Annotated in this window: 15 protein-coding genes; 9 read left to right on the top strand and 6 right to left on the bottom strand. The window is 68.4% G+C overall.

The features are described 5' to 3' along the window. Positions 1-26 precede the first annotated feature (26 nt). A complete protein-coding gene (locus VEL82_05665) occupies positions 27-464 on the top strand; it encodes an SRPBCC family protein (protein HXW67343.1) in 438 nt (145 codons plus the stop codon). A 6-nt stretch (positions 465-470) separates the two neighbouring features. Here VEL82_05665 and VEL82_05660 read toward each other — a convergent pair whose 3' ends face one another. The 3 genes from VEL82_05660 to VEL82_05650 form a co-directional block, all read right to left on the bottom strand. Beyond that, positions 471-1,448, bottom strand: a complete 978-nt coding sequence (locus tag VEL82_05660) for a hypothetical protein (GenBank protein HXW67342.1) — start codon at positions 1,446-1,448, stop codon at positions 471-473. A 128-nt stretch (positions 1,449-1,576) separates the two neighbouring features. After that, positions 1,577-2,035: a hypothetical protein gene (locus VEL82_05655; GenBank protein ID HXW67341.1), complete on the bottom strand. Its 459-nt coding sequence runs from the start codon at positions 2,033-2,035 to the stop codon at positions 1,577-1,579. A 396-nt stretch (positions 2,036-2,431) separates the two neighbouring features. Continuing rightward, positions 2,432-2,893, bottom strand: coding sequence for a hypothetical protein (locus VEL82_05650; protein HXW67340.1), 462 nt, complete (start codon positions 2,891-2,893; stop codon positions 2,432-2,434). Positions 2,894-3,058: 165 nt separating this feature from the next. Here VEL82_05650 and VEL82_05645 point away from each other — a divergent pair, with 165 nt between their 5' ends. Beyond that, the gene (locus VEL82_05645; GenBank protein HXW67339.1) at positions 3,059-5,011 is read left to right on the top strand and encodes an adenylate/guanylate cyclase domain-containing protein; all 1,953 of its coding nucleotides are present in this window, start codon (positions 3,059-3,061) and stop codon (positions 5,009-5,011) included. A 121-nt stretch (positions 5,012-5,132) separates the two neighbouring features. Beyond that, on the top strand, positions 5,133-5,840 hold the full coding sequence (locus tag VEL82_05640; GenBank protein ID HXW67338.1) for a hypothetical protein: 708 nt from the start codon (positions 5,133-5,135) through the stop codon (positions 5,838-5,840). Positions 5,841-6,084: 244 nt separating this feature from the next. Here VEL82_05640 and VEL82_05635 read toward each other — a convergent pair whose 3' ends face one another. Together VEL82_05635 and VEL82_05630 are read right to left on the bottom strand one after the other, a co-directional pair. Beyond that, positions 6,085-6,666 carry a dihydrofolate reductase family protein gene (locus VEL82_05635; protein ID HXW67337.1) on the bottom strand — a complete coding sequence of 194 codons (582 nt, stop codon included), beginning with the start codon at positions 6,664-6,666 and terminating at the stop codon, positions 6,085-6,087. 58 nt (positions 6,667-6,724) lie between these two features. Further along, the gene (locus VEL82_05630) at positions 6,725-9,094 is read right to left on the bottom strand and encodes a thermopsin family protease (GenBank protein ID HXW67336.1); all 2,370 of its coding nucleotides are present in this window, start codon (positions 9,092-9,094) and stop codon (positions 6,725-6,727) included. 586 nt (positions 9,095-9,680) lie between these two features. On the opposite strand from VEL82_05630, the gene VEL82_05625 reads away from it, so the two are divergent. The 4 genes from VEL82_05625 (at position 9,681) to VEL82_05610 (ending at position 12,105) form a co-directional block, all read left to right on the top strand. Next, the gene (locus tag VEL82_05625; GenBank protein HXW67335.1) at positions 9,681-10,166 is read left to right on the top strand and encodes a hypothetical protein; all 486 of its coding nucleotides are present in this window, start codon (positions 9,681-9,683) and stop codon (positions 10,164-10,166) included. 242 nt (positions 10,167-10,408) lie between these two features. Further along, on the top strand, positions 10,409-10,660 hold the full coding sequence (locus VEL82_05620; GenBank protein ID HXW67334.1) for a hypothetical protein: 252 nt from the start codon (positions 10,409-10,411) through the stop codon (positions 10,658-10,660). Positions 10,661-10,839: 179 nt separating this feature from the next. Next, entirely contained in the window at positions 10,840-11,319 is a 480-nt protein-coding gene (locus VEL82_05615) for a hypothetical protein (protein HXW67333.1), read from the top strand. Between the two features lie 162 nt (positions 11,320-11,481). Next, entirely contained in the window at positions 11,482-12,105 is a 624-nt protein-coding gene (locus VEL82_05610) for a hypothetical protein (protein ID HXW67332.1), read from the top strand. Between the two features lie 6 nt (positions 12,106-12,111). Here the strand turns inward: VEL82_05610 and VEL82_05605 are convergent, their stop codons facing one another. Next, positions 12,112-12,492: a VOC family protein gene (locus VEL82_05605; GenBank protein ID HXW67331.1), complete on the bottom strand. Its 381-nt coding sequence runs from the start codon at positions 12,490-12,492 to the stop codon at positions 12,112-12,114. A 387-nt stretch (positions 12,493-12,879) separates the two neighbouring features. Here VEL82_05605 and VEL82_05600 point away from each other — a divergent pair, with 387 nt between their 5' ends. After that, complete coding sequence (locus VEL82_05600) at positions 12,880-13,614, top strand: alpha/beta hydrolase (GenBank protein ID HXW67330.1); 735 nt, start codon at positions 12,880-12,882, stop codon at positions 13,612-13,614. 113 nt (positions 13,615-13,727) lie between these two features. Beyond that, entirely contained in the window at positions 13,728-15,164 is a 1,437-nt protein-coding gene (locus VEL82_05595) for an adenylate/guanylate cyclase domain-containing protein (GenBank protein HXW67329.1), read from the top strand. The last annotated feature ends 100 nt before the right edge of the window (positions 15,165-15,264 follow it).

Below are 15,264 nucleotides of genomic sequence, written 5' to 3'. Positions count from 1 at the left end.
CGCTCCGGATCTCGCCGGTCGGGCGCATGGTTCGATACGAGCACGACGAAGTGTTTCCGTTCCCCCGAGATCGCGTCTGGCAACTGCTGCGCGACCACACGGACGACACGCGAATCTCGCGCATCCACCCCCTCATCCGACAGCAACGAACGATCGGACAGACCGGCGCGTCCACGACGCTCGAGCGCTCGATCGACGCCCGGGGACGGCTGCTGTCGTCCCAGTGGCGATACACCGCGCGACCGCCGGATATGCTTCGATGGGAGATCGTGGCGGGGACGGGACCCTATGCACTCGGCTCCTGGATGGAGAACACCTACTCGGAGGCCGCGGGAGGTACCCGGATCCAGTCCCGTGGGGAGCTGCGGATCACGGTCGTGCCGTTTTTCCTGCCGCAAGGCACTGTCCTCAAGCGCGTCCTCGAGACGATCGACGCCGAGGACCAGACCTATCTGCGGGGCTGAGGTCCTTCAGACCGCCGCGGAAGTCGTCGGCGACTCCGCGCGCTTCAGGATCCGGCTTCGCGCGAGCAGGATCGCCGCCAGGTAGAGCGCGGCCGCGACCGGGGCGCCTACCGCGAAGTCGAGCGTCGAGACTGCGTGGGCCATCGGCACGATCATCACACCGGTGACAAGCGCGAGCAGCTGGACGTCCCCGAGGGTGTACCGCGAGAAGAAACGCATCGCGAGGCCGGCGCAAGCGAGCGGATAGACCGCTGCGACCACCCCCGAGGCCGCGCCCAGTCGGTAGAGTCCGTCCGCGAGCACCGGGGTCGCGACGAACGCGATGGGGAAGAATCCGAGGATCGGGAGGAACATGACCACAAAGAACCCCAGCCCCGCCAGCCCGAGGGGCACGGGGCGGCCGAAGCCTCCCTCGAGAGTCCGGCGCGAATCGGGCCGCGGCATCCGGCGCGCGAGATAGATCCCGCCCAGGACGACCGCGATCGGGAGCGGGTAAAGGGGCAGCAGACTGCGATAGTCGCCCACGATCGACTGGAGCGCGATGATCGCGGTGATCTCTACGAGCAGGAAGGCAATCATCCACCGGATCGCGCCGCGGCTCAAGAAACGCACCGCGCGGGTCTCGGGGAAGATCAGGAAGCCGAGCACGACCGGCACCGAGATGCTGACGACCATGTGGAAGAGCGAGATCTCGGTCACCCAAGGCCAGTTCACGCCAAGCCACCGGCCCAGCCCACCCCCGGGTCCGAGCGGCGGGGAGAGCGGGTTCACTACGAAGTAGGTCTTGGCGAGGAGGCCTTCGTTCACGGCCCCGTAGGCGATGCCGAGGCCGAGCAACGAGGCCCATCCCTTGGACCACGCGACGAGCGCGTCCCGGATCAGCAGGACGGGGAAAATGTAACCGGGCAGCGTGATCGCGACGAAGGGGATCGCCGACATCGGCAGTGCGGCGAACAGCCCCAGGAACGAAGTGGAGCCGGTCAAGAACTCGACGCATGGCGTCAGGGCCGCCAGGAAAAAGATGGGCCAGAGATTCCGCACGAGAACCCGTTGGAGCTACGGGAGCTCGGTCGTATGGACCCATCGGCCGAGGGAGTTCCTCCCGAGGCCACCTACCGGCCCACGGGTCCCTGGTCGGGGACGCCACGTCGGTCGCGCGCGATCACGCGGCCGACGAAGTAGACCGCGAGCAACACGGCTTCGAGGGCGAGGATCGCCGCGGCGCCCGCGTGAGTGAACGGGGCCAGGAGGAGCGGGAGGATCCCCATGAAACCGAAGACGCTGAGAAAGAATAGGCTCGTGGCGAGGCGGTCGACGAAGCTGAAGGTTGGAGCGAGACCGCCCGCTACCTCGAGGAACGCGATCATCCCGACGCTGCTAAGGGCGCCCACGGCCGCCACGTACGTGGTCACGAGCTCGAAGTACTGCTGGCCCGAAAGGTCGCCGATCGGCGCATGGAACGGACCGGGCGAGTCGAGGATCAGGACCAGAGAGGTCAGGACGAGGCCCGTGAAGAACCCCATCACCGTGAGCGCCTGCTGGTGCAGGATGCTTCCCTTCGCGTCCGTCACTCGCCCGCCCTGCCTGGCGCAGCGCCGTCGGAAGATAACGGTCGGGGGCGCGCGTGACCCGTCCCTCCGCGCTCGGTCCTTTGCCCGGCGGCGACAAGGTCGACGAGTTCAACCGCTAGGTTACGGCGTGGCGCCAAACCACCTGGCGAGATCAGGCGCTACTCGCCCGGTCGCCGCGGCGTGAGGGGCCGTGCGGCGGTTCCTAGCGGCGCTGCCCGACCGCGTCGGAGCCGCGCCGGGAGGGACCCTCCGCGGTGTCGGCGAACCCGATCCTGGGGAGGCGGATGGCCAAGAAGTCCCACCCGCCGAGTCCGGCCGAGCGGCCGGTCGCCTTCGCTCCCGCGAGCTGCCGACTCTCGGAGGGCTGGCCGCGGCGTGGGCGCGGCCCGACGCCGGTCACCCGTCGCGTGTCCCGGTGGAACCCATTTCCTTGGCGTACGCTCTTCGGATCGCGGAGGCGTCGTCCCGGAATTCCGTCTCGAGGAACTCGCGGGCGGCGGCCTCGACCTCGGATGCGGGCAGCGTCTTCGACCGGAAGTCACCGTAGACATCGATGCGAGTCTGGTCGCCCGCGGGCGAGTACACGTACACCAGCTTCGAGTCCGCCAGGACCCCCTCCAGCCATTCGGTCGCGACGGCCACCGGCGGGAACATGGAGATGCGCAGCTTATCCGGCGCCCACACGCCACGTAGGTGCCGCTCCGAGCCATACGTGAAGGTGATCTCCGACACCTTGCCGAACGTCGGGCTCCGGGTCGTCGTGTGGGCCGAATCGTGGTCCGCTCCGCCGAAGATGTACTTCCAGACGAAGTCGATCGGCGCGTCGAACAGGCTCCCTTCGTCCTTCACATACACCATCGTCGCGCGCCTCCGCGAACCGTATACCGCACGGACCTACTTGTTCGCGCCGGCGCGGCCGAGCGCTCGGACCGCCCTCCGCGGCCCGGCGGCCGCCCTCGCTCGGGCGAGGGGCGGCGGCGAGCGATGACCGCACCCTTATCTCATGGATGTCATCCAATTCACGTGGCGACCGGGCGCCGTCTCGCGGCCGTAATGTTCACCGACACCGTGGGCTACACCGCGTCCACGCAGGCCAACGAGGGCCGGGCGCTCGACTCGTTACGACAGCAAGCCGAGCTGGTCCGCCCGCTCTTGGCGCTCCACCAGGGGCACGAGATCAAGTCCACGGGCGATGGGTTCCTCGTCGAGTTCGACAGCGCCCTGCGGGCCGTGCAGTGCGCGGTCAACATCCAGCGTCGCCTCTTCGAACAGAACTCCGAGGGCGGTCACGCCCCGATCCGGATCCGGATCGGGGTCCATCTCGGCGACGTCGTGCGCAACGGCGCGGACATCCTCGGCGATGCGGTGAACATCGCGGCCCGCCTCGAACCGCTCGCAGAACCGGGCGGCATCTGCGTCTCGGGGGCCGTCTACGACCAGGTCCGCACCAAGGTGCCGGACAAGTTCTCTAAGCTCCCCGCCCAGGAGCTCAAGGGGCTCCAGTCGCCGATCGACGTCTACCGGGTGGTGCTGCCGTGGAGCGACAATGGTCACCCCGCCGCGGCCGAGGACTCGAGCCCTCCGGATCCCAGCCGGCTCGCGGTGCTGCCCTTCGCGAACATCAGCCCGGACCCCAGCGACGAGTACTTCGCGGACGGGATGACGGAGGAGCTGATCGCGAACCTCTCGCTCGTCCCGGGCCTCAAGGTGATCGCCCGGACGTCCGTGATCGGCTACAAGAAGACCGACAAGTCGGTCGCGACGATCGGCAAGGAGCTCGGGGTCGGCACGATCGTCGAGGGCAGCGTCCGGCGCGCCGCGAACCGGATCCGGGTCACCGTCCAGGTCATCGATGTCGGGACCGAGGAGCACCTGTGGACATCGAAGTACGATGACGACCTCAACGACATCTTCGCGGTCCAGAGCGACATCGCGACGAAGGTCGCCACCTCGCTGCCCCGCAGCCTGGAGAAGGCCCGAGCCCCGGTTCCCACCCTCGAGAAGCCGACCGCGACGGAGGCCTACCTGGACTACCTCCAGGGAACGGCGCTGATGTGGCACCAGGACGAGGACTCGCTGCGGCAGTCGGTGGCGTTCTTCCAGAAGTCGATCCGGACCGACCCGACCTTCGCCCGGGCGTACGCCGGCCTCGCCCGCGCCTACATCGGCCTCGGCGCCGAGGGGTTCACGCCCTGGATGGAAGCCATCAAGCTCGGCCGGGCGGCCGCCGAGAAGGCCTGCGCTGTCGACCCCGACCTCGCCGAGGCGCACGCCGCGCGGGGCGAGCTCGCCTTCATGGCCGACGAGCCGTCCGACGTGCTGAACCGGGAGGTGCGACGGGCCCTCGAGCTGAACCCGAACCTGGCCCAGGGTCACTCGATCCTCACGGCGATGGCGGCGACCTTCGGCGTACGAGAGTCCTACATCCTCCAGGCGGAGGAAGCCTACCACCTCGACCCCCTCTCGACGGAGACGATCCGCCGGCTCGGCGACGCGTACTTCTCCTCGGGTCGCCTCGACGACGCCCTCGCGCACTGGAAGAGGCATGCGGAGCAGAGTCCGATCAACGCCTATCGCGGGCTCGTGGAGTACTACATCTACACCGGGGATCTCGAGCAGGCGGAGCGCAGCGTCCGGGAGCTCGAGCGCATCGCGCCCACGAGCGACAACGCGCTGCTCTGCCGAGGCTACCTCGCCGGGGTCCAGGGCGACCGGGCCACCGCCATGAAGGTGATCGCCCGGATGAGCGAGGCGCGGTACCAGGGCAGCGCGCGCTCGCACAACTCCATCGGGTTCATCTACTACGCGCTCGGGGACCTGGACCGGTTCTTCGAGTGCATGCACCTCGCCGTCAAGGAGCACACGCTGCAGCTCGCGCGAATCCGCCTCTCTCCACTGTTCGCCGGGGCGAGGAGGGACCTGAGGTTCCTCGAGCTCCTGTCGCGGTACTACCTGCCCGACCCCACGACCAAGTGAGCCGGCGCTTCGGCGGACCGGGGCCCGGCGGGACGACCGGCCTCCGGCCGGCCGAGGCGAGGCCCGTGCGCGCCGCTCCATGAGTATATAGGGCGGGTCACCGGTAGAGGAGCGAACGCCGGTGCTGCTGGAGCCCAGCCCGCTGGATTTTACCGAGCTGAGCCGCCCTCCGGGCGCGACCGTCCTGTGGGGCGAGCACCGGGCCGTGGTCAACCGGCTCCTGTTCGCCATGGTGCGGGCGAACGACCCCGAGCCGTTCTGGGTGCAGGTGGTCGCGCCGGGCGGAGCCGAGGGCGCCCCGACCCCCGTCGACCTCGGGTGGATCGCCAAGGAGCGCGCCTACCTCGTGGGCGATCCGATGGAGCTCCAGCCGCACGAGGCGATCGCCAACATGGCCCTCACCTCGCTCTTGAGCGCCGGGGAACGGCAGTCGTCGCTGCTCGCGGACTTTCTCCGGCTCCCCGACGTCACCCAGGAGCTGATCGGCTACCAGCAGGGCAAGAGCGCGGCGCGGGCCCTCGGGATCGCCAACGTCGATCTGGTCCGGCGGTACTATCCCAGCACGCCCGAAGAGGTGGCGCCGTTCCTCCAGGCGATGGTGAAGGGCGGCCTGCTGCCGTTCTTCGGGATCACCACTCGGCCCGGGCGCGGGCAGTGGGCGTTCGACCATTCCTTCGAGGTCCGCGCGCCGAGCCTCGAGCGTTGGGAGGAGGGCGCGCTGATCTGCGAGAAATCCCCCTCGTCGAGCCCGTGGCGAGTCGGCGCCGCAGTCCGACTGCGGGACCTCCCGGCCGCCGCGCGCGCGCTGGGGGGTGCGAGCCCCGGGTGACGGTCGGATCCTCCGACCGCAACTCCCCTGACCGGTGACACGGAGCTCGCCGGGCGTTCCCTGGCGCCCGTCGGAAGGGGGGCGCGCGAAAGCTCGACGCGTTGCCGACGATACTGGCCGATCTCGTTCCCGCGACGGATCCTCGGCCTCACCGGCGGGGCCCCACTCCGATAGGAGTCGCCGCCGCGCGCGACGAGAACGCGTCTCCGTGCCCTGTCCGCCCGCCGGGACCCGCGGGCCGCACTCAGCGAGCCCGTCGGTACTGGTGCAGGACCACGCCGTTATCGAACGTCCAGGTTCGTACGTGCTCGAGGTTGCGCGGACCGGCGAGGCGGCCGAACAGTCGGTTCCGACCCTCGCCGACGATAACCGGTACCACCGAGAGAAGGTACTCGTCGATGAGATCCCGCTCGATGAGGGACCTCGGGAACTCCACGCCACCAGGAACGAGCAGGTTCTGGCCCGGTTGCCGTTGGAGCCGCGCGATCTCTCGCCCCACGTCGCCGCGCACGATCCTCGAGCGGTTCCAGTCCGCCTTCGCCAGCGACCTCGAAAACACGATCTTCGGGATCTCGTGAAGACGGCGTGCCTGTTCCTTCCAGTCCTTGGGCGCGTTCGGGTCCGTGGCCACCTGGGGCCAGAACGCGGCGAACTGCCGGTAAGTTCCCCGGCCCATCAACAGGGCGTCGACGCTCGAGGCAGCGGTCTGCGCGAGGGCCCGATCCAGCGCCTTCCAGTACGTTCGGTCCTGGATGGGAACGAACCCCTGGCGGCTGTCCGCGAGGCCGTCGAGGGTCGTATGCAGTTGAAGGACCACTCGGCGCACCGCGTCCCCCCGCCCTCACCCGTCGACCCCGGGGCCGACCCTCGGCGCTGGCCGTCCGTCAGCTCCAGTACACGACCACGACGACGCTGTGGCTCGTCAGGACGACCACCCCCGAGGCCGGGGTCGGCGTGTAGCTCGAGGTCGTGGCGACCGCGAACGGATACGATCCCGTCGGATCCTCGAAGACGAGCGTGCGCCCGGTCGTCGACTGCGTAAAGCCGTTCATGGTCACCGACCACTCGGTCCCATGGGGGAGCCCGTGTTCGATGAACACGATGTCGTAGAGCGGGTAGGGGACGACGGGGAAGTAATCCCCGCCGTAGGCGATCGCCCCGCTGTCGTTGTAGGGGAGCTCGCCGTACGGGTCCGCGCCCGAGCCGTAGTTCGACCAGAAGTTGCCGGCCACGTACGGGAGGCCGAGGATGCTCCCGGTGAGCCGCCAGCCGTTGACGTACGACAGCAGGAACGCGGGCTGGGGGATGACGTCCCAGCTGTCCGTCCAGGTCTCAGGGACACCGTAGAAGGAGTAGATGCTGTAGGGCGGGCTCACCGCGGTCTGGGGAGTGTCGAACGCGTTGTTGTAGATCAGGTCCCCCGATTCCCACTCCTGGAGGGCCTGGGGGATGCCGTAGTTGAGGATGAACCCCGGGTACGGCGCGGCCGGATCGAGGTAGGTCTCGAAGACGTTGCCCCACAGCACGTTGCCGGCGCCGCCAAAGGTGAACATGGAGATGCTCGAGTCCTGGAACGTGTTCCCCGCGACCAGCGTGTCGGTAGCGTTCCAGAGCACCAGGTTCGCCTCCGACTCGCCGACGTCCGAGACGAACCACCAACCGCCGATGTCCGAGCAGTCGACCACGGACGCGTGGTCGGTGGCGTACAGGTAGATCGTCAGCTGAGTCGTCGGCGGGAGGTAAGCGCTGTAGCTGTAGGCGACCTCCCACGACAGCGAGAGCGGCGCGGTGAACGACGGCGCCTGGTACAGCGCGACGTAGGCCGTGGTGCCCGAGAGGAAGACGCCGGGGAACTGCCAGAAGATGTAGTCGTTGAAGGTGCTGAACAGCGGGTCGAGCTGCGCGACGCCGTTGTTGTCGAGGAGGTAGGGGTTCCGCTGCGAGCCGGAGCCTCCGGGGAGCGAGATTGCCGCCAGCTGCGCGTTATCGAAGGCCCAGAGCGGCGTGTAGACCCCTTGCGACCAGTCCGTCCGCAGGCGGATCACCGCCGATCCGGACCCCGAGATGGTCACGAGCACCGGATCGTGATCGCTCAGCATCACGTCGTAGCTGTAGGTCCCCGGGGGCAGCAGATAGGTCGCCCGTCCGGACGTCGGCACCGGACCCCACGCGGCCGTGTTCGCGTTGAAGGTGCTGCCGAGCGAGCCGAAGATGAACGCGTTCGTCGGCTGGACGTTGAGCGTCTGCGTGACATAGCCGGTCGGTGGAGCACCGAGGACCCCGAACAGCGGACCGAGGTTCGCGGGACCCGGCCCGAGATGGACCACGGGGTCCGGGCCGCCGGACGCCCATTCGGCAACTCCGGACACGGTCTCTCCGGTCTCGCTGCCAAACGAGTATCCCGCTGGGATCGGGCTGTAACTGCTCGCGCCGGCCGCCTCGAGGAACAGTTGGACCTCGGCGTTGATGTCGAAGATCGACGCCGTCGAGCCGCCCCCGTCCCCTCCGAGAATCATCTCGGCGTCGTAGGGGATGAAGCCGGTCCCGGTGAGCTGATAGCCGTTGATCTCGAACAACGGCGACACCGAGGTGATCGCCGGCCCGCTGAGCGGCTGAGAGTTGAACACCACCAGGTCGAAGGACCCCGACTGGATTCCGTCCGGCGAGCTGACGGAGTAGTTGAAGTAGATCGCCGAGTCGCCGTCCTGTACGGTCAGGTTGTTGTAGAAGTTGATCGTGAATGGCTCGGGCACCGTCAGATCGGGTCCGTACGGATAGAAGTAGCCGAACCCGGGATAGTAGAACCCGTTTCCCTCGATGATTGTGTTCGGTGAGAAGTTGAAGTCGCTGTTGGTGAAGTTGACGATCGCGTCCAAGAGATGCAGGCTGTGCGTACTCTGGAAGTAGTAGACGACGTTCTGCGTCCAGAACTGGTAGCTCGAATTGCCGAAGAGCGTGACGTTGGAGGCCACCGTGTTGAGTTGCAGGGAGAACTCATCCGGGCCGGCACTGTTGGGGTAGTTCAGGCCGATCTCGTTCATCGTGAATCGCCCCGCGATGCTCTGATAGAAGTTCAGCGTCGGAACGTTCACGCCGCCCACCTCCTGGATGCCGTAATCCGCGACTCCCATCGGCGAAGGCACTGTCGCGGGCGCCGGTACGATCTGCCCGTCCTTCACGCTCGTCTGAGACATGAGGTTCGGGAGGAGCTGTTCAGCTGCCGGGATGCCGTCGCGGGCCAGGGACGATGTCATGCGCGCTTCGATATCTTGCGCTCGGACTTGGGCCGTGGCGGGCGCCGGCGCCGCCGGATGCGCCGGCTCCGCCGCGACTGGCCCGGCGGCCGAAGAGCTCGGTAACGCGGCGAGCGTAGCCCCTCGGGGGGCAGCCGGCGAGGCGAGGCCCGCCGGAGAGGGCACGACCATGATCGCAGCAATCGCGGCTACCAGCACCAGGAGCGGCCAACGGAGCGCACCCATCGTGGGTTGCGAGAGCGACCCGGTAGTTAACGTGCCGGAGAAACAGCTTTACGCTGCACGGCGCGACGTTCGGCGACGGCGGCTCCGCGACCTCGTCGGTTCTAGGACCCGCTCTATCGCACGGGCAGCGAACCAGCCAAATCGCGCCGTCGGTCGCGACGAACGGCAGGCCGATCCACGCAGGCGCCGGCGCGTGAGTCGGCCGAACCGACGCGGGCTAGCGAGGTTCCGGACCGGGCCGAGGAGCCGCTGCGGACCGTCGCGCCATCAGGGCGCGCGGGGTGGCGCGGCTCGGGGCGGACGCTTGCGAGCGCGAACGGCACGTTGAAGAGCACCGTCCCGAGTCCTCCCCACCGAGCCGATGGAACCTCCCCCCGACGTACTGGCCACCGCAGCGGCGCCCGCGACCCTTCGATTCGAGTACGCGAACGAGAATCGCCAAGCGACGATCAGCCTGGGGGGGACGGGGGTCGCGATCCTGACCTTCCTGCTCATCTTTCTCTACGGGCGCTTCTCCTCGGGGGGTCCGGATGCCCTGCTCTTTCGAGTCACCCTTGCCGTCGTAGTGATCAGCATTTTCCTGCTGGGGATCGCCGGCAGCTACTACTACTTCCTCATCGAAGCGCTGGAGCGCAAGCAGCCCGGCTCCGCGCCCCTGCTGTCTCGCGCGGATGCCTGTTTCGCCGGCGGTATCGTCCTGCTGTTCCTGGAGCCGGCGCTCATCCTGTTCACCCTGCAGATCGACGACATCGGGCTGCTCGCGGCCGGGCTTTGGGTGGTCAGCGTCGTGATCATCACGACCCAGCGTCGAGCGATGAGTCGGTCGGCCAATCGCGGCGTTCGCTGAAACGAAACTCCTGGAATTCGCCGCCCGTCCCTCGGCAGAACACCCCCGTCGGAAACGCGCTGGGGGATTTCCTCCCGGGTGATCGCCACGGGTTGGCCGGAGCGGGGGCTTGGCGTAGTCTTCGCGCGGGCGTCGCCGGCCGACGGGGAATCGATACTTCGACCGGTCGCGAGCTCCCACCCTCGCGACGGCCACGGCCGAGTGGAGCCGCGGCCGAAGCGAGCCCATCGTGCTGACCACGCTTGGGAACCCTGTTGGTCATCGAGGGAATCGTGCTCTCCTGGCTCGCGGTTGAGTTTCTCTTCGACTTCGCTCCCGCCGAGGTCGTCGCTACAATCTCCCTCCTCGCCGGCGCCGTGCCGATCGTTTTCGCGAGCGTCTACCGAGTGGTCCCGGAGATCCGAGGGACCAGCGGGACCGTTTCTGTCGTGGTCGGCGCGGCCAGCGTCTGGGTCAGGGGAGGCTTCTATGTCGGGCGATCCTCGGGCTCGTAGGGGGGCGTGCTCATGATGCTCCTGCCGTCCTGGTCGGGCGGCCTGGCACCCGCGTTCGTTTCGAGCGGCCCACGACCGGTTGCGCCTCGATGGCAACTGCCGTGGCCTCGAGCGTCGCGCGCGGATCGTGGCGGACCGCGGCCAGCGTTATCACAACTCCCGGACATGGTCGGAGGTACATGGCGGCCAAGGCGCTCGTCGTTCGAACTCGAAGTCGCTTTCCCGTGCCACCGAGCGAGGTGTGGCCGCTGCTGTGCAGCTCGCGGATGGACGGTTCCACGAGCTTTCTCTTCCGGCTGGGCGTGCCGCGGCCGATCGAATGCCGACTCCCGGCCGGACCGGGAGGCGTCGGGCGCGAGCGCGAGTGCGTCTCGGATCGCGGCGTGGTCCGCCAGCGCATCCTGGAGTGGGTGCCCGAGCGGAGGTTGTCGTTCCGCATGGTGAGCAGCGACCTGGCACTGATCACCGAGGTCTCCGATCTGCGCGATACCTTCGAATTGGCGACGGAGAACGGGGGCGCCGCGGTGACCCGGACGACCGAACTCGTGCCGAAACGCGAGTTGAGCTCTCTGCGACGAGCGGAGCTGTTCCTGGGAGTAAAGCAGGTCCACCGATACGTGTTCCGAAACTGGAAGCGCCTCGCACGCGCGTCGAGCTAGTCGCCGGAGCTTGGCGGGCCCAGCCGCTGGCTCGGGGCCCGGAGGCGCAGGTCGTAACGACCGAGGACCGAGAGAGCGGTCGCCGCGTGGGCTGGCAAGAGGCAACCCTCGAATACTGCAGCTCGCATCCGGCCTCCTGCGGCCACGCTGCGTGGAGCCTGGATGCCCGAGTCCGAACTTCCTGCTCGACGGATACGGATCCCCGAGATTCGGCCCGGTCAGTTCAAGGAGCGATACCCCGTCCCGGACGAGTTCCTCCCGCAGGCCGACGCGACCGCCGGCCGGCACCCCCTCCTGGATGTCTTCGAGGGCCTCGAACGCACCGTTCCCTTCCACAAGTACCCGGGGGACGACGCCCGGATCCTCCAAGCCGCGCGCGAGACGTGGGCCGAGGTGATGCCGGGGCCCGGCTACATGTACGTCGCACCCCCCCGGACTCCCGCGGAGATCCGGGCGGCCGGATTCCGGATGGTCGAGACGACCGACGACGTGATCGTGATCGGGCAGTCGCACCTCCGGAACAGCCCGAGGATGGATGTGTACCTCGACATCATCCACGAGTTTCTCCACATCCTGCAACGGAGGCAGGGCCGAGCGATCTGGCCCCGGGCCCGCATCGCGTACGTCGACCGGCCGACCGAGATCGAAGCCTACTCCTTCTCGGTCGCCGAGGCTCGCCGTCTCGGAGTGCCCGATTCCTACCTCCGCCGATACCTCCGCGCCCCGTGGGCGAGCAAGGCCGACAACGCGCGGTTGCTGCGCAACGTGGGGGTCTCCGCCCCCTGACGCGCGCTACCCCTGGACCGGTTTCGGAGCGGCCTCGACGTGCCGGATCACGAACTGGTTCCCGTCCGGATCCGCGAAGACTCCCAAGGTCACGGTTCCGATCGCGGCCGGGAACGTATGCGGCTCGTCGACGATCGACCCCCCACGACTCCGGATCTCGGCGCACGCCGCCCGCGGATCCCGATGCGAGAACACGATGCCCGACACGGTGCCTGGCTCCCGGCCCCCTTCGCCTTCCCCCATGGTGTGCATCGTCAGCAGGGTCGTGGTCCCTGGGATCTCGTAGGCGGCCCGGGAGGCGGACGGAAGGAAGGAGACCTCGCGGAGCCCCAGGACCTCCGAGTAAAACTTCCGTGCACGCTGGATGTCGGTAATGTGCACGGACACCGCCTCCATACCCTGGATCACATCGGACATTTCTCGCCTCGGCCGACCGGAGCCCTCGGGCCCTTTAGACGTCGACGGGCCGGGCGGTACGAGACGGGCGCCCCGTGCCTCCGAGCGAGAGACACGCGGGCATCGCGCGCAGCGGCCGTCGGACCCAGCGGTGTCGGAGGCGGAATTCGTCTTCGCGGCGGCGTAAGACTCCGCGCGATGGCGATCTCCATCGCACCGGCCGCACCCCGCGGCCGCGTCCCGTGTCGCGAGCGAGGCCAGTAGCTGGTGCCGGTCGAGATCGGTGACGTTCCGCTACTACGGGATTAACTCCCCGAGAGCGATGGGTCGCCGGCTATGGAGCCGGTGAACGTGCCGACGCCGAACGGAGACGTCGTCGTGACGGCGAGTGAGTGGGGTTCGGGCCGCCCGTTCGTGATCCTGCATGGGGGTGCCGGGCCCGCCTCTACCCACCGTTTCGCCGAGATGCTGGGAGGGAGCGGCGGCGCTCGGGCGATCGTGCCGGTGCACCCCGGATTCAACGGAACACCGCGTCCGGAGCACCTCCGTAGCGTGGCGGGGCTCGCCGAGCTGTACCTCGCCTGGATGGATCAGCTCGAACTCCGCGATGTCGTCCTGGTTGGAAACTCGATCGGCGGGTGGATCGCGGCAGAACTCGCGCTCCGCGGCGGCTCGCGACTTGGGCGTCTCGTTCTTGTGGATGCCGGCGGACTCACGATCGACGCGCATCCCGCCCCGGACGTGTTCTCCCTCTCGCTCGATCAGATCGGTCAGATGAGCTATCGGGATCCGCAGAGATTCCGGATCGATCCCAGCAAGATGTCGGATCCGCAGCGGGCGGCGGTCGCCGGCAATCGGGCCGCCCTGAAGCTCTACGGCGGGCCGTCCATGGCCGATCCGACGCTGCTCGGCCGCCTTCCCGCCATCCACCTCCCGACACTGGTGGTGTGGGGCGCCGCGGACCGAATGATCCCACGGCAGCACGGAGAAGCCTTCGCGTCGTCGATCCCGAATGCCCGACTCGAGATCATCGAGGAGGCCGGCCATCTGCCCCAGCTGGAGGCTCCCGAGAGCCTGCTGCGCGTCGTGAAGGAGTTCGCGGGTTCGCGCTAGCGGCCGGCGATGGCCGTCGGCGCATCGTCCTGCCGGCCGGGCCCCGTCGACCTACCTGCGGCAGAAAGATTCATCCCCGCGAGGGCCGTTCCGCGTCCGTCCAAGGCTCTGGTATGTCGCGGACCGACCGGCCGCATGGGCCCGGACTGTACTCCGGGCCGCATCGGGCGCGAGAGATCGACTACATCTCGCACATGGTCGCGGTCGAGGGACAGATCCTCGAAGCGCTCGGACCGATCTCGAAGTCCCTGAAGGAGCACGCGGGGGCCACGGCGCTGCTCGGCCGTCTCAAGACCATGGCCGCAGACCACCTCGAAGGCTGGAGGGTCCGGATGCTGGGCATCGGGGGTCCCGATCCGAGGACGACCGTCCGCGTGGGTTCTCCGCCGGTGGTCCCGGTGGCCCTGAGCGACAAGCTGGCCCCGACGGTAGCGCTCCAGGTGCTGTATTCGCTCATCGCCGAGGCCACGTTCGGCTACTCGGTCCTCCACGTCGTCGCGCACCGCCAGTGCGACAGCTACTGGGGCGGCATGGACGAGGGCAACTCCGCCGACATCGCCGAAGAGTGCCTGAAGGACTACGCTCAGAGCGTCGAGATCCTGCACACGCTGGTGTCGGACGTGACCGTGTGGGAGCTGAGCCGGGAGGGACTCGAATGTCGGTGCGTGTGTCCCTCGTGTGGGCTCGGCATCTGCATGTGCGGGACCCACGGCACCGCGATGCTGATGGATCTCTGGCGGGCCGCGATGGACCCCAAGGTGCCGCCCACCGCCGGTATCGGGATGCTGAGTCCGGCCCGCCCGGCCAGCATGGCGCTACGGGCGGGCTTGGACCGAGGGGATTCGGTGGTCGCGCTCGACGGGCTTCGGGTCGGCAACGGGACGAACATGTCCGAGAACGTCAGCGACTGGAGCGAGCGGCTCGGCAAGGCGCTCTCCGGCCCCGAAGCCGAGCCGAAGGTCCGCCTGAGTGTTCGCCGGCCCTCGGGACGGGTCCAGGACGTGCTCGTCACGACCGAAGCTCACGACCGACCGATCACGGAGCGCCGTCTCGCCGCCATCATGTTCACCGACATGGTCGGCTTCACGACGCTGGCGCAAAAGGACGAGGCGCGCGCGCTCAAGCTCCTGGAGGAGCATCGACTCCTGGTGCGCGCGGCGTACCCCCGCCACAAGGGGCGCGAGATCAAGACCATGGGGGACGCCTTCCTCCTCGAGTTCTCGAGCGCGCTCGATGCCGCGAAGTGCGCGATCGAGATCCAGCGCCGATTGCGCAAGCGGAACGAAGGGCGTCGTCGAGATCCGATCCAGCTGCGGATCGGTCTGCACGTGGGGGACCTGGTCTCGGTCGGCGGCGATATCCTCGGGGACGCGGTGAACATCGCCTCGCGGATCGAGCCGATGGCCGAGCCCGGCGGGATCTGCGCGACGCAGCAGGTCTACGACCAGGTGTGGAACAAGGTCCCGGTCAAGATGGACGAGCTGGCCCAGACGCGGCTGAAGAACGTGAGCAACCCGGTCAGCGTCTATCGGTTCGCGCTTCCGAAGTGAGGGCCGGGGTCGAGCCGACCCCGATGGGCGCACGACTCCCCCTCTCGGTCCGCGGGGGCGGCGAGCCGGGTGGGATCAACGCTCCGCCGCGCGCTGGCAG

It is taken from the genome of Thermoplasmata archaeon, assembly GCA_035622275.1.
In the GTDB taxonomy this organism is placed as follows: Archaea; Thermoplasmatota; Thermoplasmata; order Lutacidiplasmatales; family UBA184; genus Lutacidiplasma.
The sequence above is the reverse complement of the archived record's forward strand: the minus strand, read 5'-3'. Positions and strand labels throughout refer to the sequence as shown.